The 21,151-nt window shown below is 47.0% G+C and carries 17 protein-coding genes and 1 tRNA gene; 5 read left to right on the top strand and 13 right to left on the bottom strand.

The genetic code is table 11. The annotated features are described in order from the left end of the window. Positions 1 to 203: 203 nt before the first annotated feature. The 10 genes from K8R76_07715 to K8R76_07670 all read right to left on the bottom strand — a co-directional run bounded on the left by K8R76_07715 (position 204) and on the right by K8R76_07670 (position 11,223). Positions 204 to 3,584 carry a GAF domain-containing protein gene (locus K8R76_07715; GenBank protein ID MCD4848060.1) on the bottom strand — a complete coding sequence of 1,127 codons (3,381 nt, stop codon included), beginning with the start codon at positions 3,582 to 3,584 and terminating at the stop codon, positions 204 to 206. Further along, positions 3,581 to 4,897 carry a PAS domain S-box protein gene (locus K8R76_07710; GenBank protein ID MCD4848059.1) on the bottom strand — a complete coding sequence of 439 codons (1,317 nt, stop codon included), beginning with the start codon at positions 4,895 to 4,897 and terminating at the stop codon, positions 3,581 to 3,583. Before K8R76_07710 ends, K8R76_07715 begins: the two co-directional genes overlap by 4 nt. A 10-nt stretch (positions 4,898 to 4,907) precedes the next feature. Then, complete coding sequence (locus tag K8R76_07705; protein ID MCD4848058.1) at positions 4,908 to 5,345, bottom strand: response regulator; 438 nt, start codon at positions 5,343 to 5,345, stop codon at positions 4,908 to 4,910. Between the two features lie 2 nt (positions 5,346 to 5,347). Then, complete coding sequence (locus K8R76_07700; GenBank protein MCD4848057.1) at positions 5,348 to 7,384, bottom strand: PAS domain S-box protein; 2,037 nt, start codon at positions 7,382 to 7,384, stop codon at positions 5,348 to 5,350. Between the two features lie 202 nt (positions 7,385 to 7,586). Beyond that, positions 7,587 to 8,597 carry a glycosyltransferase gene (locus K8R76_07695; protein ID MCD4848056.1) on the bottom strand — a complete coding sequence of 337 codons (1,011 nt, stop codon included), beginning with the start codon at positions 8,595 to 8,597 and terminating at the stop codon, positions 7,587 to 7,589. Beyond that, positions 8,594 to 9,406: a TlpA family protein disulfide reductase gene (locus K8R76_07690; GenBank protein MCD4848055.1), complete on the bottom strand. Its 813-nt coding sequence runs from the start codon at positions 9,404 to 9,406 to the stop codon at positions 8,594 to 8,596. The genes K8R76_07695 and K8R76_07690 overlap by 4 nt, the downstream gene beginning before the upstream one ends. Before the next feature lie 2 nt (positions 9,407 to 9,408). Continuing rightward, positions 9,409 to 10,281, bottom strand: a complete 873-nt coding sequence (locus tag K8R76_07685) for a 4Fe-4S binding protein (GenBank protein ID MCD4848054.1) — start codon at positions 10,279 to 10,281, stop codon at positions 9,409 to 9,411. Further along, entirely contained in the window at positions 10,281 to 10,424 is a 144-nt protein-coding gene (locus tag K8R76_07680; protein MCD4848053.1) for a hypothetical protein, read from the bottom strand. Before K8R76_07680 ends, K8R76_07685 begins: the two co-directional genes overlap by 1 nt. A gap of 21 nt (positions 10,425 to 10,445) precedes the next feature. Next, positions 10,446 to 10,520: transfer RNA gene (locus K8R76_07675), tRNA-Cys, on the bottom strand. 55 nt (positions 10,521 to 10,575) lie between these two features. Then, positions 10,576 to 11,223 (bottom strand): LEA type 2 family protein, encoded by a 648-nt coding sequence (locus tag K8R76_07670; protein ID MCD4848052.1) that lies wholly within the window; start codon positions 11,221 to 11,223, stop codon positions 10,576 to 10,578. A gap of 218 nt (positions 11,224 to 11,441) precedes the next feature. Here K8R76_07670 and K8R76_07665 point away from each other — a divergent pair, with 218 nt between their 5' ends. Further along, a complete protein-coding gene (locus tag K8R76_07665) occupies positions 11,442 to 12,221 on the top strand; it encodes a hypothetical protein (GenBank protein MCD4848051.1) in 780 nt (259 codons plus the stop codon). A 115-nt stretch (positions 12,222 to 12,336) separates the two neighbouring features. Here K8R76_07665 and K8R76_07660 read toward each other — a convergent pair whose 3' ends face one another. Continuing rightward, positions 12,337 to 13,446, bottom strand: coding sequence for a hypothetical protein (locus tag K8R76_07660; GenBank protein MCD4848050.1), 1,110 nt, complete (start codon positions 13,444 to 13,446; stop codon positions 12,337 to 12,339). Positions 13,447 to 13,498: 52 nt separating this feature from the next. Then, positions 13,499 to 13,846, bottom strand: coding sequence for a DUF3795 domain-containing protein (locus tag K8R76_07655; protein MCD4848049.1), 348 nt, complete (start codon positions 13,844 to 13,846; stop codon positions 13,499 to 13,501). A gap of 223 nt (positions 13,847 to 14,069) precedes the next feature. Between K8R76_07655 and K8R76_07650 the strand changes: the two genes are divergently transcribed. Continuing rightward, complete coding sequence (locus K8R76_07650) at positions 14,070 to 15,563, top strand: ATP-binding cassette domain-containing protein (protein ID MCD4848048.1); 1,494 nt, start codon at positions 14,070 to 14,072, stop codon at positions 15,561 to 15,563. A gap of 95 nt (positions 15,564 to 15,658) precedes the next feature. After that, positions 15,659 to 16,531 (top strand): hypothetical protein, encoded by an 873-nt coding sequence (locus K8R76_07645; protein ID MCD4848047.1) that lies wholly within the window; start codon positions 15,659 to 15,661, stop codon positions 16,529 to 16,531. Positions 16,532 to 16,707: 176 nt separating this feature from the next. Here the strand turns inward: K8R76_07645 and K8R76_07640 are convergent, their stop codons facing one another. After that, positions 16,708 to 17,442, bottom strand: coding sequence for a phage Gp37/Gp68 family protein (locus K8R76_07640; protein ID MCD4848046.1), 735 nt, complete (start codon positions 17,440 to 17,442; stop codon positions 16,708 to 16,710). Between the two features lie 313 nt (positions 17,443 to 17,755). Between K8R76_07640 and K8R76_07635 the strand changes: the two genes are divergently transcribed. Together K8R76_07635 and K8R76_07630 are read left to right on the top strand one after the other, a co-directional pair. Continuing rightward, the gene (locus K8R76_07635) at positions 17,756 to 19,243 is read left to right on the top strand and encodes a PAS domain-containing protein (protein MCD4848045.1); all 1,488 of its coding nucleotides are present in this window, start codon (positions 17,756 to 17,758) and stop codon (positions 19,241 to 19,243) included. 230 nt (positions 19,244 to 19,473) lie between these two features. Further along, a complete protein-coding gene (locus K8R76_07630) occupies positions 19,474 to 20,937 on the top strand; it encodes an SUMF1/EgtB/PvdO family nonheme iron enzyme (protein ID MCD4848044.1) in 1,464 nt (487 codons plus the stop codon). Positions 20,938 to 21,151 lie beyond the last annotated feature (214 nt).

Here is a 21,151-nt window from a genome sequence, read left to right as displayed (position 1 = left end):
GTCCTCGACGTACTGTTAAAGTACGACTGTGGAGTCTGCACTCGCAAGCCTTGTAGTTACCAGCATCTGCAACGTTTCGCTACGCAAGCTGGTGATTTGTGCGGGTAAATCACCGATGTCCAAATCATGAACACTGAATCAGGATTTATGTTATGTTGAATATACTATTCCGTAGAATAATAATGCTATGTGTAAATGATTCGTTATTCTTCTGAAGCAGATCCTGTATCCTTATCATCCCTGTTTTTATTTTTTTTCATGACTTCTATAAGTATTCTTCCAAGTTCAGCAACACGATAGGGTTTTTTGATGCACCCGTAGAATCCAAATTTCTCATAGTTAGCCATCACCGGATCTTCTGAATAACCGCTTGATACAATCGCTTTTGCTCCGGGATCCATTGAAAGAAGCATGGCTATCGTGTTTCTGCCACCCATTCCTCCCGGAATGGTCAGATCCATGATAACCACATCAAACGATTCGCTGCTCCCCATCACTCCTCTGTATTTTTCAAGGGCTTCTTCACCATTCTCAGCGAAATCAACATTATAGCCCAGATGCCTGAGCATTCCGCCCGCAACGTCACACACCATTTTATCATCATCCATGACAAGGATATTTCCTTCACCGGAAAGTGCTTCCTGTATTAATTTTGTTCCGGCTGGTTCATCGCTGTCTGAAGCAGGAATGTACAGGAGAAATTCAGTCCCAACTCCGATCTCGGAATCAACAGTAATATATCCGTCATGTTTTCTCAGAATGGAATAAACAATGGTAAGACCAAGACCACTTCCTGTCTGTTTCGTTGTGAAGTATGGATCGAAGATCTTCTCCAGCTGTTTTGCGGGTATCCCGATGCCATTATCCGAGATCGAGATAGTTACATATCTGCCTTCCGGTAATGAAGGGATCTCATCCAGATTGATTACAGCATTCTCTACCTTGACTTCAATCACACCTCCTTCCGGCATTGCCTGATCCGCATTAATTATCAAATTGCTTAACACTTCGCTGATCTGTCCTCTATCGATATCCACAGCCCAGAGGTTATCCCGAATGGATATCTCTCCCCGTGATTTTGATCCTCCAAGGGCGAAGTTCACTGTCTCACTGATGAGGTCAGCAATGGATGTTGTCTCCCTGACAGGCGCTCCGCCCTTTGAGAAAGTAAGAAGCTGCTGAGTGAGATCTCTCGCCCGCATGGACGCGTTCTCCGACTTTGTCAATGTTTTATACACGCTGTCTTCGGGGTCAAGTGACATCTTCGCAAGAGAGATATTTCCAAGTATCGCTGAAAGCATATTATTGAAATCATGGGCCAGACCGCCCGCAAGAATACCAATCGATTCAAGCCGTGCGGTCTTCCGAAGCTCTTCCTCTGTCCTGCGATGCTCTGCAATGTCGCGGAAAACAACAACAGCGCCGACCAGCCGGCTTTCCCTGTCCTGAATGGGAGCACAACTGTATGCAATTGGTCTTTCTGAACCATTATTGTCCGAAAGAATCTTATGATTGGAGTAACTGATAACATCCATTGATTCCAGTACTTCATCTACAGGGTCGCGGCATGGTTCTCCCGTACTTTCATCATTAATATGGAAAATGTCTGTGAGTTTTCTTCCTGAAGCTTCATTCTGCAAATATCCTGTCAATTCTTCAGCAACCCTGTTCATCATAATGATCTCACCGGTAGTATCAGCCGCGATGACTGCGTCACCAATTGACCTTAATGTAACCCTCAGCATCTCCTTTTCCGATTCGAGCGCCTTTTCCGCAATTTCTCTCTCGGCCAGATCTTTTGCCGCCCGTTCGAAAAGCTGAGCGTTCTCAATCGCGATTGCCGCCTGATCGGCCATAATCCGGATGATGAACACATCCTGCTTATCAAACGCATTTACCTTATCGCTCTGAACATCAAGGACACCTATTACCCGGCCTTTTACGCTGACAGGAACCGTCAGTTCGGAACGACTGCCAGGCAGTTCATCTATAAGAAAGTATCGAGGATCAAGCTTAACATCACCGACAAGAAGGTATTCGCCGGTGGAGGCAACATGGCCGCAGATACCGTCTTCCCCGATTTTGAGATGTATTTCCCTTGTCGGCGCGACATCGAAACCGGCTCCCGCCCTGATAACAAGCTTGCCTGTAACGGGATTAATCAGCAGAATCGAGACATATTGATAGCCGAATGACTCGTGAATAAGAGACGCAGTAAGTGTAAGTAGCGAATCCAGTTCAAGCATTGATGCGATGTTCCGGCCTATTTCCCCGAGCACTGCAAGGTGTGAAACCCTCTGCTCAAGCGTTTTTTCCGTTCGTTTTCTCTCACTGATTTCATCTCTCAGTTTGCTGCTGGATTCATCCAGATCCTGGAGTAAATTGAGTGTCGCGATCCTCTGCTGCTCACTTTTTTCAAACTGCAGCTTCAATTCAAATGTTCTTTCAGATATCTTTTTTTCAAGATCTCCGGCATGTTCTTCCAGTCCGCTTCTTGATTCTTTAAGTTCCGCTGTCATATCACTGAATGCTCTTGAGAGTTCTCCCGTCTCATCCTTCGTTTTTGACCTGATTTTGCAATCAAGATTTCCCTTCATTATCTCTTCCACACCATCTTTCAGCTTCTCGATGGGTTTTGCCAGACTGGATGAGACAGCTACTGAAAGCAATAAACCCAGAACAAGCACTCCAGCCATAACGATGAGCATGCTTCGAGTGAGTCTGTCAACAGGAGCGAAGGCTTCTTCAACGCTGATTTCAGCTATAAGGATGCAGTCAATATCGGAAACATGTGAATGAATGCTGATAACATCTTTCCCCATGTAATTATTTGTAAAAACAGCTACAGATTCATGTTCTCCGCCCTCGAATCGACAGGTTTCCGCGATACCCCCCGCTGTCTCCAGATCGACCTCCACATGCAGAACAGCGTTATCGATGTATAAAGAAGGAGTAAGCATAAGACCGTTTCTGTCAATTACATAAACCTCTCCTGTCTCCCCCTGACCGGTCCTGTCCGTTATAGAAGAAAACAGTTCCTTATCTGCATCAAAATTAATTACAATCGCTCCCCGGAACTCACCGGATTTGTAGATCGGAGCTGAAATACTTAATACCGGATTGCCCGTAAATCGCGAAAAGTGCAGTTCACCTGTATAGACCCCTCCATCGGTAACATTCATAAACAGTGAATCCCCGCTGAGATCATTTCCGATATCCGAATGAGATGAAGCCATTACAATGCCGTTCCTGTCAAGCACCCTTATCCGCGAGATCACATCGTAAGAGAACAGTACAGCACTGATCCTTCTGTTCACGGCTTCAATTGCATCTTCCATTTCTTCTTTTCCTGAAACAAGATTGATGTAAGAACTTCCTGTTGATGCAAGCACGGTGATCTGCCTGTACTCGCTCAGAATAGAATCGACATATCTTGCCCTGATCTCCGCGATGGAGGCGAGATGGTCGATCATCTGTTCTTCAAGAATGCTTTTCGAGATACTTCTCACAACAAGAATGACAGACAATCCCGTCGCAATGATTATTAAGAAGGCTGTAAGGAGAACTTTTGAGCGTATTCTCACTTCGAAGCCTCTGTTTCATGACCGGAGGGCAGATTAAACGCGGGTTCTCTGCCAAGTTCCTCAAGCAGTGCGTTAATCTCCCGTTTCAACTCCACCATTTTCAGTTCTCTGCCGACAGCGAGTGAATTGAATCTCTCGAGCTCTTCGTTTTTTCTTCTAAGATCTTTTTCCCTTTTTACCCGATCCGTAATGTTCCTGGCAATCTTGATAACCTCGATAACATTTCCGTTCCCGTCCTTCATCGGAACACCTATATCTTCCCAGTATCTTTCACCTCTTTTTCCTTCAACGGCCTCCTGATACACGATACCTGTTTCGTTTTCTCCCGTTTCAATGGCTTTAACAATCGGGCAGCCATCGCAGGGCTCTTCAATTCCGGGGAATGCTTTGTAACAGAATTGACCGATTGAATCAGGATTCATGGAAAGAGCCGTTCTGTTGGCCCAGAGTACTTTAAGATCCGTATCCAGCAGGATTATCATATCGGGGGAACCGTCGAGAAGGGCCTGTTTCTGAGCCTCGCTCTTCCGAAGCGCGTCTTCCATCCTCTTTCGCTCGGTTATCTCGCGAATGTATACAAGACCTGCACGGCTGCCCTCGTGGGATGTAACACTGATATTGAGTTCAACACTGATCTCCCGTCCATCCGAAGATATCAATATCGTCTCGATTTTCTGCCGTTCTTCCAGACCTTTCGCGAACCTCTCATATTCTGCGATTATTCTTTGTTGATCATCGGAATGAAAATAATCGATAAACGGTTTATCGATACCGGAGCCACGGGGATAACCAAGAAGTTTACCAACCTGAGGATTTAAGAAAACCATCCTGCCATCCTGCACAATGCAGATACCGTCATTAGAATTCTCGACTGTAAGCCTGTACTTCTCCTCGCTTTCCCTCAGCTTCATCTCGGCATTCATTCTTTCCCTGCGAATCCTTGCTTCATCAAGCGCTCTTCGTACAGCAGGGGCAAGCCTGACGAGATTATCTTTCAGAACATAATCGACAGCACCGAGCTTTATACAATCAGCTGCTTTTTCCTCTCCGATGGTTCCGGAAAAGAGTATCAGCGGTATATCAGGTGTGACATTCTGATGTATGCGCAGAGCATCAAGACAGCTGAAACCCGGCAGGCTGTAATCGGCAAGAATAAGATCAGGGTCAGCGTCGATAGCTTCTCTGAATGAATCCTCAGTATCCGCAACGCTGTACTCAACATCAAATCCTTCCTTTTCAAGCTGTTTTACGGCCAGCTCAGCATCGTCTATGTTATCCTCCAGAATCAGCAATTCAAGTGTTCTCGCGTTCATGATACTGCTCCTAACTCACCGGAGATTCATTCAGCAGAAGCCAGTACAAACCGAGTTGAATTATAGCTTCAGTGAACTTCTCGAAATTAACAGGTTTCCTGATATAGCTGTTTACACAAAGACGGTAGCTCTCGGTAAGATCCTTCTCTTCTTTTGAAGACGTAAGAATCACAACTGGAATAAGTTTTGTTATTGGATCGCTTTTTATCCTGCGGAGGACTTCCATGCCGTCAATTTTAGGCAGTTTCAGATCCAGAAGAACCAGATCGGGAGTACATGGTTCAGAGACACTATCATCTTCCGGAAACAGGAGGTTGAGAGCTTCCTCTCCGTCCCTCGCGATTATTATCTCGTTGGCAAGATTGTGCTTCTCGAAAGCCTTCAGGGTCAGTTCCACATCGTCCGGATTGTCCTCTACCAGAAGTATCAGAACTTCTCTCTTATTCATATTTAACTCCCTGGTATAGTAAAAAAGACTGTTGTTCCCGAATCGGAACCTGATTCAATCCATATTCGACCGCCATGGCTGTCGATTATCCTCTTAACGCTCGAAAGACCTATTCCAGAACCCTCGTACTCCTCAGACCTGTGCAGCCTCTGAAATGGAGCGAAAATCCTGTCCGCATATTTCATGTTAAAACCAATGCCGTTATCACTCAGGAAAAATACCGTTTGATTATCCATAATCCTGTGACCTAATTCTATTATAGCAGAATCAGTGTTTCTGGAAAACTTCAGCGCGTTGGACAGGAGATTCACAAGGACGATACGCATAAGATCAGGGTCGACATTAATATTCGGACAATCATGAAAGGTGAAATCCACTTTTCGGTCTTTCCATTCATCTCTCAGCAGTTCAAGAGCTTCTTCCGCAATGGTCGTCATCCCGACTGTTTCTGTTGAAAGCGGTTCGCGTCCCAGCCGGGAAAGAGTCAGCATATCATCAATGAGAGCACCCATATTCTGGGCTCCGGCCCGCACCCTCTCCAGGTAATGAATTCCCTGTTCATTCAAATCCTGAATGTGCTCTTCTAGAAGAAGCTTTGAAAAGCCGTCAATTGATCTGAGCGGCGCTCTGAGATCATGTGAAACTGAATATGAGAACGCTTCCAGATCACTGTTGCTGGCATTTAGGTCCGCTGTTCTTTCCTCTACACGAATCTCAAGTTCATCGTGCGCTTTCCTCAGTTCTTCCTCTGCCTGTTTTCTCCCTGTGACATCCTGGAACGTTTCAATTGCTCCGGTGATATTCCCCTGCGAATCGCGAAGCACCGCCGCGCTGAAATGCAGCCATTTGCCATTCTCGCCCAGATCATGAAAAAAGCTCTCGGCGTCATACGCGCCGTCAATAAGGACTGATTTCCAGCAGCTGTCACCGTAATACTTTGAAATTTCAAGTTCAGGCGAATCTCCAATCACTATATCCGCCAGAATTGGCCTCTCTTCCGGATAAAAGGCGGACCAATGTTTTCCCGTTCCCACTATTTCATTTGCGGGAATTCCCGTCAATCTTTCGCAGGCTCTGTTCCAGTGTGTTACGATATGATCTCTGTCTATGACGATTATCGGCATGGAAGATCCCTGCACGATTTGAGCAAGCCTTGTCTGGTTCTCCCGAAGTTCACTCGTTCGCTCCCTGACTATTTCCTCCAGCTGATTGCGCTCGCGTTCTAATACCCCTTCGATCTTCCTTCTGACGAACTCACCGGCAGCGCCGTACAGGCAGAAAGCTCCCGCGACAAGCAGCAGAAGAGAGCAAATAAAGCGTGCCATGTTTCTAAACTCGGCTGACCAGCTGCTCCACAGAAATCTCTCACCAAGCAGAATGAGTGTCAGCATTACCGCCAGAATGAGAATATTCAGAAACACATAGTACACCCTCGGATCGGTTCGTGTATCCTGCAGTCCGAAGAATTCCCTTACCGTTTTTGAATAAAGAAATCCCCGTGCCAGAGAAAGAATGAGGAATCCATTCACTATTTCCTTGAAAACAATTGAGTTCACAACGGCAATAGGCATTTCCAGATTGGCGGGCGGTGAATTAAAAGTGAAAACCCACCTGAATACAGTATACAACAACAGTGTGTTAAATACTCGAAAGATAACTTCACCCAGGTATACGTTCCGCCCTCTGCTCGAAAACCACCCAAGCCATACAATCCAGAGAGTAAAGGGTGGAACTGAAACAAGCGGTCCGTAACCGCTCCCCGGAAGCCATAGTATCCACATCGTCTGACAGCCGCCGCAAAGCGCGGACAGAAGACCGTACTTCCATCCCCAGGCCAGTGTTATCAGCATTGGGAAAACGAGACCAAAAAGGAAACTCATGCGATAGGAGCCGTAGAAAATGAAATCAACCGGGAAAAAGTTAAGAGCGAATCCCAGCAGCCCGAAAGTAATTGAAATTATGATCTTATATGAAGTGCTTTTATCATGACACAGATTATCCAGTAAATATTCTTTACTGCTGTTGTTCTGCATCTTCATGACTTATCCAAACTGCCTGAGTGAACTGATTCAATACACAGATTCACATATGAATGTAATTGTCGATTACGTTGTTCATGTCAACATCATGTGAAATATATCGCTGTGATTATTCAATCAAATCCTCTCTCAGAAGGATTTACTATTAATTCAATACTGATTGAAACCGGAGTTCTGCCAAAAAACATCATTTAGCACTACCTTACGAGCAGACTACGAAATCTTTCCACTCAATCCTGCCAAGATCCTTCAGGAACTCTCGAGCCGCATCTCCTGCGCCCGGTATCCTGGTGGCGATTACAGCTGGAATGTCCGGAAATTCCGAGAGAATGGCAGTTCCGGTTACAGGCCTGTTTCTCAGCGTTTGCCCCTGCCTGTCTGTATCAGGGTCTATGAAAGCTTTTATCTCGAATCCCTCATCCTGCAGGCACTTCCCCAGCCTTCGCGCGGTCTGCCCGCTCCCGGCGATAAGAACCCGTTTTGCGGACATGCATGGCACATATGCAAGATATTTTGCTTTAAGTCTGTAAAATGATGTCATTGAATACGAGCTGCTGTTTCTGGAGAACCTGTCAGGATGATCCCTCCATCGGAGAAGCACTTCCGGTACCCGGCTGAATCTGAAACCGCGGTTCCATAACCGCAGCCATAATTCGTAATCTTCAGGAAGTTCCCTCTCCAGGTATCCGCCAGCGGCAAGAATGCCCTCTCTGTGGAAGAAGGCTGTAGGGTGCGGAACAGGGCTTTCAACAAACAGATTCTTCTTTATATCCTCCGGTTCGATCAAATGATTCAGCCAACTCTCATACATCCTGTAACCATTGGTCACAACATCATCCGGAAAACTCTCAACCTGGCAGGATATCACCGTTTCAGGTCCCGCCGATAGAGCGAGATTCAACTGCTTCTCAAGCCTCTCCGGCAGGGAAATGTCATCGGCATCCATTCTTGCTATCCAGTCTCCACGAGAGCGGGCCAGTCCTGAATTCAGCGCGTCGACCAATCCTCTTCCGCTGGAATGGATAAGACAGAATCTCGGATCCTGCCTGCAACAGTCCTTCGCGATGGCTGGAGAAGTGTCATCAGAATTGTCGTTAACAAGAATTACTTCGAATTCCTGAAACGTCTGACCGGCAATGGAAACAAGAGCTTCGCTCAGGAAACTGTCCGCATTGCGAAAAGGAAGTACAACCGATACAGCCGGATGGCTCAATTGGAGAGGTTCTCAACCGCCTGAAGCAATTCATCAGGCGTCCTGGCAGGACGGCCGCAAGCTCCCCCTATACATGGCTGCGCATAGGGATACCCTGTCTTCGGCAGGAAAAGAGCTTCGATCTCCATACTATCCGAAGAAACTGATGGGTCGAAGTAATCGACACCTTCGTGACCGGCAAGTTCTATCGCTGTCTGAAGCAATATTTCCGTAAGACTGTCAGTTGCAAATCCGACAACATTAACATGAAGTACGAGATCGGGGGGATTTTCTATCAATATTGTATCCTCAATAATCGCCCCGGATACAGCACTCCGGAAAAACTCCCTATCTCGAATACCCGCTGCTCTCCGGATTTCATTTCCGAAGGCATCATAAATCAGAGTTATCGGAAGCACATCGGCAAGATTCCATTCCTGTTTCAGGATGAAAGCATCATTCTCACTCAGCCAGACAACCGGCATGGAAAGTTTGAACACCTCACGGAACCCCAGCAGAGTTTCCAGTTCAGGATCACCAATATCAACCGCTATCGCGGCGATCTCGCCTTCCATCGAACGATATACTTCATCAATATGCGGCAGCTCTCCAACACAGGGTGTACACCATGTCGCCCAGAAATTCACAATTACAGGTTTGCCTTCAGATGATAAAAGAAGGCTGTCCAGCGCATCCCTTCCGACCAGAAGCAGGCCCTGAGTAACGGATTCACCTTCTGCCCTCTTACTCCCCGCATATTTCAGCACCGGGATCAGAAACACAAGAACCACCGGAATCCAGAGAAATGATCTTAATCTCGAGTATAGCATTATCAGTTTTTCTCCGGTTTTCGAATATCATGATGGACAGCATTGACCGGACAGACAGTGATACACTTCCCGCATCTGATACATTCAGCGGAATTCGGTTCTTTGTAGATCGCGATATCAACAGGACAGACAGTTCTGCACCTGTCACAAGATATACAGGAGGAATCAACCCTCATCCTGAAAACGGAAGCTTTCCCTGTAATTCCCCAGATGGCGCCAAGCGGACAGAGTACTCTGCAGAAAGGACGTTTCGAGGTTATTGACCAGAGAAGCACTAAAACAAGAATAACGGTTTTCCATGAGAACAAAAATCCGGTCTGTAACGTCTTTCCCCCGTCAAACAGAACAAGAGGCCATCCGGCAAAAAGCGTTCCTGAAGGACAGATTGCCTTGCAGAACCAGGGATCGCCTCCCGCGCCGGGAATCGATCGGAGAAACAGCGGGAAAAGAACTACGAAGATAAGAAGAACAGCGTATTTCGCGTCTCTCCATGAAGAAGGTATGGTCAGTTTAGGAGAGGGAATCTTGTAAAGAAGTTCCTGAAGGAATCCAAATGGACAAACCCAGCCACAGGCAATCCTGCCGGCAAGGAACCCGAATGTCAGGAGGAAACCTATTACACCGAGCAGGATAATAGAATCAGGTCTTCCGGCAGCAATTCCTCCCAGAAAACCCTCCGAAGACAGAATGTTCTGTACCGATCCGACAGGGCAAGCCAGTACACTTGATGGACATGAGTAACAGTGCAGACCCGGAACACAGAACATCTTCGATTTGCCGGTAAATATCGTTCCGCTGATCCAGCCCTGCAGATAGAGGTTGGAAAACACCAGTGAAGCAGTCTGAATAAGTCGGCGAAATCTCTCTCTCACCATCAGCCGATCCCGATGCATTCAAGGCAGATAGTTGCAGCCTTCTGCCAGATAACTGTCGGATTGCCCCATATGTAGCCGGAAACCAACATAAGTATGGCAACCATAAGCAAAGACAGTCGGATTGCTAAAGGAATTCTATTCATATCTACCTGCCGTTCAAGAATTGGAGGCGGCGATCGGATTTGAACCGATGAATGGTGGATTTGCAGTCCACTGCCTTTCCACTTGGCTACGCCGCCTTTTAACGGGGATCAATAATACAAATTCACGGCAGATAGAGCAAGATGAAGATATCTAATCAACCCAGTCCAGATTAATACAGAGCGAGCCGGTATACGTCATCGGGCCGAACGGCGTTGTTACAGTCGGTACCGCCTGGACTAGCACCCTTCCCAGATGATCTGAATCTCTCATGCCCGAATCGATTCCACCGATCGCAAGAGCCAGATCTATGAAATCAAGTGGCCCCATCTCGCCCATGACTACAAACGCGTCAATGCTGATATCCAGCGGCAGGATCACAGTCTCGCCCGACCCGGGAACTTCAAGTGCTTGATCCATGACACCGGATGCAACCCATGTAGTGTCAAATGATTCTCCGGAATCACCATCAAGGTATAGATCCCACACGAGAGATGTAAGCGTTGCCGGTATGATGTCCGGTCCGGTCGAACCATCATTGGGATTGAAAATTCCCACATTCAATGTGAAATCCACCGGGCAGCTTCCCGATGCCCATGTTGAAAGCACCGAAACAATCTGTGAAGGGGAAAGATTCTCAAGGCTGTCAAGCTGAATCCCGGTCATAACGAAATCCTCGGTGTTTTCAATCCTGAACTGACACCGAAGCAGCGTGAAAGGATCTGTAGGACTGCAAGCCATTAAAAGAGAAAATGTGAAAACACTTAAAGCAACAATCGGAAACAGAACTTTCTTCGTCATATTCTTCCTTCCGGGTAATTTCAAATACAACTGATTATAGAATATCTAATCAATTCAGTTCCAGCGGCAATTACCATTCCGGAGATCAAGAGCAAATGGAATTTTTTAATAACTTTTTAACATACCAGCATTTCAACCATTGTCAAATACATTTGACATATTGAAATTCATTCTTATATCTTGTTTCAGTAGAGCTATTTCTTTGAAAGGAGCCAGTCATGAAATATATCCTGTCATCTCTAAGTGTCTGCATGGTTCTTGTTACCGGAGTCACTGCCGGACAAGTTACAACAGTGGAAAATATCACTGTAGAAGCCTCATCCGGAAACCCGATGGAGATCTTCACCATTAATGGCAGCATCGATGTTGAGGAGTGGGATTCTAATCAGGTAGAGGTTGTCTATACAATTACATGCAGCAATGAAGAAGAATTGAGCTTCATTACCGTTGAAAGCAATATGTCCAATGGCATTATCTGCGAAGTTGATTACGATGATGACTGTGAATGTTCGAACTGCAGCGTGGATTTCGAAGTTAGAATACCCGAAAACATCGATCTTACGATTGAACTCACCTCAGTTAACGGTAACGTATCCATAGATGGTGGAAAAGGCGAAGCTATTCTTGAGGTTGTAAACGGTAATATCGATGCTGAAAACTTCAGCGGTGAGCTTGAAGTCTGCTCTGTTAACGGAAATATAGAGGTCAGTGATTCTCCGGGAGTCAGAATAGCTGAGCTTGTGAACGGTAATATCGAGTGTGTCATCAATTCGCTTGAAGACGATCTTGAACTTGAAACCGTTAACGGAAACATTACTCTATACCTGGGTATTGACGCTTTAGTTGAAATTGAGACGATCTCAGGTGAAATAAGTATTGATGAATCATTCAACGCTCTCATTACTGAGAATATCGTCGGCTGCTCAGCGGAATTCGGCGATGGAGATTTATCGATTGAGATCAGCACCATTTCAGGAGATATCACCATACTCGACTGACGCGGTCTTTGTGTTATGCGCCCAACAGGATAACAGCTGCTCGCATTATTAGTTTACTCGAATCAGCTCCGGTAAGCTCAACTTGCATTTCGACTCAGGTCGCTGAACTGTTCTCCTAATCCCCACTCACGGGTACGGGATAAAAAACAAGTCCTTCCAGCTCGTAACTGTAAAAAACTATTCCGCTGCCGTCTGTCATGGGTAGTGTTTTATCCCATATCGAAAGCCTGAAACGAAGCTCCGACATGATAAGGGCTTCACTGAATGAAAAGCTATCCCAGTCGATGTTGCCGTACAACACTGTTCTTCCACCATCCGTCGAGAATACATACTCCCCCCCTGGCATCCAGCAGTATACGCTAATGTCGTTCTCTCCAGGATTCTCAACAACAGTTCCATCAGCGTAAAGCAGGCACTGTTCTCCATCCTTCCGCACCAGAATGGCATCTTCCAGAACCCACTTCTCTACTTCGAAGCCATAATAGTAATCCACCGGGTCACCGAATACAATCTCTTCCGTGGACATGTCCGCTATTACACCGATGCACATGTCATCTGCCGCTACAAGGTCCGAATAGGGGCAGGCGACGTATCCATCGTTGAAACAGAGACCGCTTCCGGTCCTTTCACCACTCTGGAGGTTAATGATAGAGAAAGCCTCAACGCGCTCCCGGTCAGGATCTCTACGGAAATAGGCCAGAAAATCCTCCAGACAGGTCTCCGATGACACGAAGGGCTGTCCGTAAAGGTTCATCGAATCCATGGTGAAGTCGAATCCCGGACCTCCTCCAACCTCCCAGGCAAGTGCGGCAAGCCAGGCGGTTGTTCCATATACAGGGGCAACTACAACAGCCAGTGGCCATGGAACAGATTCATCAGCCTGCAGCAGCATATCATCCGGGATCGCGACGAACCGGGCAAAGCAAACCCACTGTCCATCCGGACTGGCGCACAGATGCACCAGTGTTGTTGCTTCTTCCCACCCTCTCAATGTGGGATCCCAGCCGGGATCCCAGGGTCTTGCTTCGTCCGGAGACTGAGTATTTACGATGAAGAAATTGGCATCGCTATCGCAGTAGAGTACTTCTGTGTTATTGAGTACAGTAAATTCAGATACGTTCTCGGCGAGGAGAACGGACTGAGCTTCAGAACTCGCGAGAGGAGCCAGCAGTATGGAAAGCACAAGGAAACAGAAACTGGATAACGAAGCAATCGCACGTTTCATATGACCAGCCTCTCATGCTGATTCACCCTGCATCTGTCTTCTGCGGCGTGATCTATTTTGAAGTACTTATCTCGTCGAGGACTTCTTTGCAGGATGGAACGAATTCGAAGAATTTCTCGATTCTATCACATGGATATTCGGAGCAGAGCCCGCAATTTGATAGCTGATGGGTCTGCTGGCTGCATGCCCGGATATCACACTCCGCGCAGTGGCTGATCTGCACACCTTCAGTGGCCAGGCAGCCAACGCAGTTGATATCGGCTGCTTTAATAGGGGCTCCGTACATTTCCGACCACTCTATCGATGTCTTTTCCCTCAATGCCTGGTCATCGGTTCTGCAGGCGATGAATGCAGGGCATTCAGTACAGACAATACCGCAGGATCCGACTATTCTGCTCATGATTTCCCCTTTCAAAAGATTTCAGTATTCCCTACAAGCCTGATCGATAATAAATAACGAATCCAGATACAGGTAGTCCGCACCACCTGAAGCTGTTGTGTAGACACCATGATTCGGATACTGATATATTATCTGACAATACATTTAACCGATACAGGACGGTGGAGCATGAACACTTCTTTCTGAAACAGCAACGCAAAGCAGTTTTTCAGAAAGGATTTTCATGTATCATACATATCTGCGTTTCAGTGATGTTTCCTATACATATCCCGGTTCCACTCAACAGGCGGTTACCGCTGTCTCCATGAACCTCGACTCGGGCTGGACCGCTTTCGCGGGAGCCAACGGCTGCGGTAAAACTACAGTGCTGAAACTCGCAACGGGTCTCCTTACGCCGGACGAAGGCACAGTTGTTTCTTCCGGGACTGCCGTCTACTGTCCGCAGAGAACGGATCATCCTCCTCCCTACCTCGATGAATTCCTCCTCGACTGGTCTTCGGAGTCCATCAGACTGAGGGACATTAATAAGATCGGAGATGACTGGGGAGACAGGTGGAATACATTATCACATGGCGAGCGAAAGCGCCTTCAGATCACAGCGGCAATATGGACCCGGCCTGCTGTTCTGGCCCTGGACGAGCCTTTCAACCATCTTGATACAGACGGCAGGTCCCTTCTGATAAATTCAATGAGGGAATACCGTGGCTGCGGCCTTCTGGTAAGTCATGACAGACATGCCATGGATGAACTTTGTTCATCCTGCGCCCTGTTCTTTCCCGATGGCATAGAGCTTTACCGAACAGGCTACACCTCAGCCGTCATAGCAGACCGCTTGAAACAGAACCACCTTTCGAAAAGAAGAGTAGAGGCGAAAGCCAAACACCATCAGCTGAAGCGGGACGCCAGGAGAAAGATGATACAGGCCAGGACGGTACAGGCCCACCTCTCAGGGAAGCGGATATCCTTCAAGGATATCTGCAAGTACAATTACGATGGTCCATCCCAATATACCAGCAGAGTCCAGAATGCCGGTCAGAGAAGCAGAGAGGCGACAGCAAGGGCGGAAAGAGCAAAAGAAAAAGTGGAATCAATCACGTGCAGAAAGATATACGGCACCGGTGTTGAAATGTCTGGCGAGGGCTCTACCAGAAACTGCCTTCTTGATCTTCCCGGGGGAAATATCCAGCTGGGCGAGGCAATCCTCTCGTATCCGCAGATTGTAATTCAATCCGAAGACAGAATAGCGCTGACAGGCGGGAATGGAACGGGAAAAACCACACTTCTGAACCATCTCAGATCAGAACTGAACTGCCCGGAGGAGAAAATCATCTGGATCCCGCAGGAGATCACGGCGGATGAGTGCAGCCACTGCCTTACAGAGGCAAAAGAACTCTCCCGCAGTGAACTCGGGCATGTAATGACCATTGTAAGAAGGCTTGGAAGCGATCCTGAAAGGCTGCTCAGTTCCGCGGTGCCAAGCCCTGGGGAATCCAGAAAACTCCTGCTGGCGCTTGGGCTTTCGAAGACACCCTGGCTCGTGATAATGGACGAACCTACGAACCACATGGATCTTCCTTCGATAGAATGTCTGGAGAAAGCGCTTAACGATTACGTAGGCGCGCTGGTGCTGGTAAGCCATGACAGAGTATTCTTAAATAGTACAACTGATATTCAGTGGAATATCAGAGACAGAAAACTGTCTGTCAGTGTACAATAACGAACACATTTATTATATATAAGTGTTACAATTATATACTTGTACTGCCGATAATCCATAATTAAATCGATGAATGATCTTCAGGAGGTTCTGCTTTGAAGAAGACATATTTTCTAATGATACTGATTCCATGCCTTGCTTATGCGTCCAGTGACCTATGCTCTGAAATACCTGCAAGGGCATACACTTCACATCCGGAATTCGACAACACCATCACGCTCACAGTGGTCAACGAATGGGAAATCTCCTGGACAGGATATGCTTTCGGAATAGATATCTATGAGGACGGCGGTAATGCGACCGTCATGTTTGTCGATTACCTTGCTGATAAGATTCACAGTCTTGACCCGATAATCGGAGGATCAGCCGGCCCCGGCATTGATCTTGACTCCGGCAATCAATTCTGCACCGGAATAGCCTGGAACAACTCAACCTCCTCTCCTGCCTGGTATACCAGCGACATTTACGATTCAGTCCTCTACTGCACTGAAGATGATTTCGGAACATGGAGTACTGTTGCTGATCCCTCAGGTGATATGGGCAGAGGGATGGATTTTGACGGCACCAATTACTGGATAGCAATGCGATCAGGCGGCATCATACGATTCCAGCCCGGCGGCAGTTCGGAAACACTCTCCACTCCCGAAGTTCCATCATCATCACTCATGAGCGGTATAACAACATTCCCATATGCAAGTGACACAGGAATAGCTGTAACTTCCTGGGATGCGGGAAATATCTATTTCTACAGCTGGGATGGTTCAGTCCTTTCGTTCCTCGGCTCTGCACTCTGTCCCGCTGATGACCTGTACAAATCCTCCGGCCTCGGTTACAGTTCCTCCCGCAACAGCATCTTCTGGAGCTACAAAGCAATCGGCAGCGGTTACAATATCGTTGAATTCACGTTCATTATCGGGACAGCGCTTGACCGCTGCACCTGGGGTTCGATCAAGGCAGGCTTATTGTAAACCGGGATTTCTTCAATTGCCAGGCAGTCTTTCATCGAGATATAGCTTCTCCAGGCTCCTCCACTGAAATGTAAGTGTTGTCAAGATAGCACAGCAATTTGGTGTTGCTATATTAGCACATACTATTTTCTTTATTGATTCCATATGACTTAATCAGGCATGTGCTACTATGAAGGCTATAAACCTTTCAACCTCAACTGCCCCGAAGGCTCAGGCATCTCGTCCCATATCCTGCCGTCCAGCGTTCTTCCCCCGGAGTACTGGTTTTCCCCGCCCCACTGCTTGAAGTAAAAGGCTATCCCCCCGGCAATGCACATGTCCCGCAGAACTCGAACCCACTCGATCTTCATCGGTCTCGCATCAGGCCCGGACTCACCGCCAACCGCAGCCCAGTGAATACCTTTAAGATCAACATCACGAACATCCGAGAGCAGAGGTTCGAATGATACGAAACGCATCACAGCATCTACTCTGCAAAGGCTCTCCAGGCGATGGTACACGCCCCTGTTCTCCACTGTCGCCCCTGCCCATACGTTCCCGGGCCAGGATATCCTCCCCGATAGCTCAGCCATTCGCTCGGGACGCTTCGTTAAAAGTTGAAAAACATGCCTGTCGCAGCACCGCATAACATCAAAAACCCGCAGTACAAAATCATCCGGCACATCAGGGTGCATCAGATCACCCATGGAGGTAACGAAAACAAGCCGCGGTTTCTTCCACCCTGACGGTATCCCAAGAGCATCCTCATGGACCGCCACTGAGAAACCCTCTCTGTACTTCAAAACACCCATATCCTGAAGCTTCAGGGCAATACCTCTTGCATAGCAGTGCTCGCACCCCTCGCTCACCGGGCTGCACCCGGTTACGGGGTTCCAGATCTCATGCTTCCATTCACTTCGCAGAACCGTCACTAAAAGAATCCTCCGTGCCGTTCAATCCTGATTGGATAATACTCGAAAAAGCGATTGGTTTTTTCCTTCCCGCACGAAGATACAATAACTTACCCCGGGTGCAGAAGAGTATCCCGTCTTGTGCAGGTACTATTCCGCATATCTCACCAGATAATCATGGAATTGACAGGACATGTCTGTCCCCTGTATTGTCACTTATAGTAAAGATTTGCGGTTAGTTAGAAGGTTGAGATGTGTTCCCGGGGTTGTGTTGTCAATATGATGAAATCCGGTTTCCTGATAGCACCGGGCACTTCTATGAACAGGATATTGCATGAGAATAACTACGAATTCACAGCAGCCTGGTAAGGAATCTGATAAGTCCTTGAAGAAGCTAAAAGGAAAAACTCTTTCAGAAAAGAATCCTCATTCCTTCGGAATCCTGTCCATCGTTACCCTGGCTATCATTGTAATTATTGCATTTCTGTGGCTGAATGAAATACTGGATATTCCTTATTACATTCTTGGCGCACCTCAAACCCCTGTCAACTTGAGCGAAGCGGCAATCGAGACGATTTTTATTCTCGGGTTTGGTATTTTTATCCTTCTGCTTCTTAAAAGCAGTATAGATAAAAAGAAGAGAGCAGAACAGGAACGACTTGCGACAGTGGCGAATACAGTCAAATCTATGGACGCCGGGCTTCTCATGCTCGATCGGAACGGCAGAGTGTTCTTCATCAACCAGACTTTTATTAATATGGTCGGCTATGAAATGAGCGAGCTTCTCGGGAAAGAAATGATAGAGATGGGCAAGAAGCTGTCTATTCCGGATGACAGATCACTTGCCTTCGAAGTTATCAAAACAGCTATCAGCTGTGAAGTTCCCAAACCTGTTCCGATTACGATCAAATCCAGAGATGGAAAAGTAATAACTGTACTTTTTGGCGTGTCGTTCATAAATGACTCGGAAGGAAATACCGAAAAAACGATACTGACCTTAATCGATATAAGCGATCTCAAGCATACACAGGAAGAACTCGTTAATACAAGCTCTTACCTGGAAAACCTCATCTATTACGCCAACGCTCCGATAATAGTCTGGGACCCGAATTTCATCATAACAAGATTCAATCACGCCTTTGAACTTCTTGCAGGTCGCAAATCAGACAAGGTTATCGGACAAAAACTTTCCATACTATTCCCCGAGGAGAGCCGGAATGATTCAATGAAAAAGATCGGATCTACTCTGAGGGGGCGATTCTGGGAAGCGGTTGATATACCAATTCTCCATAGCGATGGAAGTGTGAAATTCGTGATCTGGAACTCGGCGAACATCTACGAGGATGACGGCGTGAACATCAAAGCAACAATAGCTCAGGGTCATGATACAACCAGTCGAAAAAAGACTGAGAAAGCACTTCGGGACAGTGAAAAGTGGTCACATCTGCTGCTTCGAACGATGCCATGCGGTCTATTTACTGTGGATTTGAACAGGCGGATAACTTCCTGGAACGAAGTGGCTGAAGACATAACAGGATTGAATAAGCGGGAGGTAATAGGAAAGTACTGCCTTGAAGCATTGAACTGTGATACATGCAAAGAAGAATGCGTGCTTTTCTCGAAAACAGTGGACAAACCGGTCTACCGCAAGGAATGTACAGTGCATCTCAATGGCAGGGATATCATACTATCGAAGAATATTGATGTTCTTAGAGACTCAAACGGAAAAATAATCGGAGGCCTGGAAAGTTTTAATGATATCACTGAGTATAAGCACCTTGAGGACAAATTTAAACAAAACGGGGCCGGGTCTGACATTTAAACATTTATCAATATAGTACTGCTTCTTCAGGCTCGACTCCATTTGAATCGTAAGGCACAATCAGATTCCAGTCCTATACAAGCTTGCATTCCTCCACATTGAGCCACTCCCGATCGATTTAAAAAGATACTCCCACTACTCCAGCTGAATACTCACTCATTATAATAGCATTAAGTTATATTGCTGTTTATCATGCATATAATGAATAATATTATTTATAGGTGGTGAATATGAAAACGCTCATAACAATTCTCATGGTCTGTATGGCAGCAAGGAGTTCTGAAACAAACGCAACTTCAGAGGGGCCCCTGGAGGAAATGCTCTTCGTCTCAATACCCGCAGGAGATTTCCTGATCGGTTCAGATACTTCATGCAGTGAACGCTTTAATGAAGTTCCGCAGAGAGTTATTCAAATCGATTCCTTCGAGATAATGTCAACAGAGGTAACTCAGGGCATGTGGAAAGAACTGATGGGTTCTGAGGAAAGCAGTATACCATTCCTCTGGACAGGTCTGTACGGTAAAGGCTCGGATCATCCTGTCTACGCGGTATCCTGGTTTGATTGCAGAAGATTCATCAATAGATTGAATGCGCTGGACTCCAGTTACATTTACAGGCTGCCGGGTGAAGCGGAATGGGAGTACGCCTGCAGATCGGGAAGCGATACCGATTTCTTCTGGGGAGATTCCGATCAAGACAGCCTTGCAAGCAGTTACTGCTGCTACAGAGTTAATGAACCCGGTCAGATCCGGGTAGAAACTCCTGCCTCTGGATCCGGTACAAGTGAGGTAGCTTCGCTTGAAGCCAATTCCTGGGGGCTTTTCGACATGGCGGGCAATGTTTCCGAATGGTGCTTCGACCGTTACTCCTCTGATTACGATTATCTTCCACCGGATGGAAGCCCGTTCCTCTATCCATGCGATGATCAGTGGCCCCATGCGATGAACTTTCGGCGGGTACATCGAGGGGGAAGCTGGCTGACCAGCCTGAACGGCTGCAGGTCGGGAATCCGCAGCAGTTTGTCTCCTGACCTCTGGTCAACCTGTGTCGGATTCCGTGTGGTCAGAGTTCCAAGAACCAGCGAGAACTATTCCGTTCTGCTTTTCCATGCGGGAGTAGACAGTATTGATGCCGAATCAGAGCTGGAGGGCATCGAGCTTCTTGGAAGGGCGCTGAAGCTTGATCCCACCATGATAGACGCACTTCTCTACAGAGGATTATTCCGTCACGGGAACGGGCAGACTGAGCAGGCTTTCTCCAATTTTTACAGAGCCCTTGAACTCGATCCGGATAACGCAGGCTCATACCAGATGATGGGTGTTGTTTTTGCGGACGCAGGCAAAGACCAGCAATCTCTAAAGGTTTTCAACACTGTCGTAGAACTCGACCCCGATTACCCGGGGATTTATTTCCAGAGAGGTTTAGCACACGTTTTCCTGGACAATCTCGATGAGGCGATATCCGATCTCAACAGGGCAATCGTACACAATCCCGGCTCTCCCACAGCCTACTACGCAAGGGGATCAGCGTATGCCATAAACGAGCAATACGACAGAGCCATCGAGGATATGTCCTCTGCCATTGAACGGAATCCCGAATATGGCGAAGCATATATGGTGAGAAGCCAGATATACCGTGAGCTGGGGAACCTTGAACAGGCAGAATCAGACAGCATCCGGGCTGCCCAACTGTGAAAAACGGGGCCGGGCCTGACATTTAAACATTTATCAATTGAACCGGACCGGACGGAACAGATTATCCCATATTTCTCTGTGAATTCATAAAGACCGTTTAGTCAGTGCAGCCACATCACCACAATGGATTATCAGCCATACTCTTATTGATTCAATACATCTGTTTATTTGCGAATGCTGTTTCATTTTAGCATAGTCTCATGGATTATCATTA

The sequence above is a fragment of the Candidatus Aegiribacteria sp. genome (genome assembly GCA_021108435.1).
Lineage (GTDB): Bacteria > Fermentibacterota > Fermentibacteria > Fermentibacterales > JCC-6 > Aegiribacteria.
Note: the sequence above shows the minus strand (reverse complement) of the source record. Positions and strands in the feature narration are given on the sequence as shown.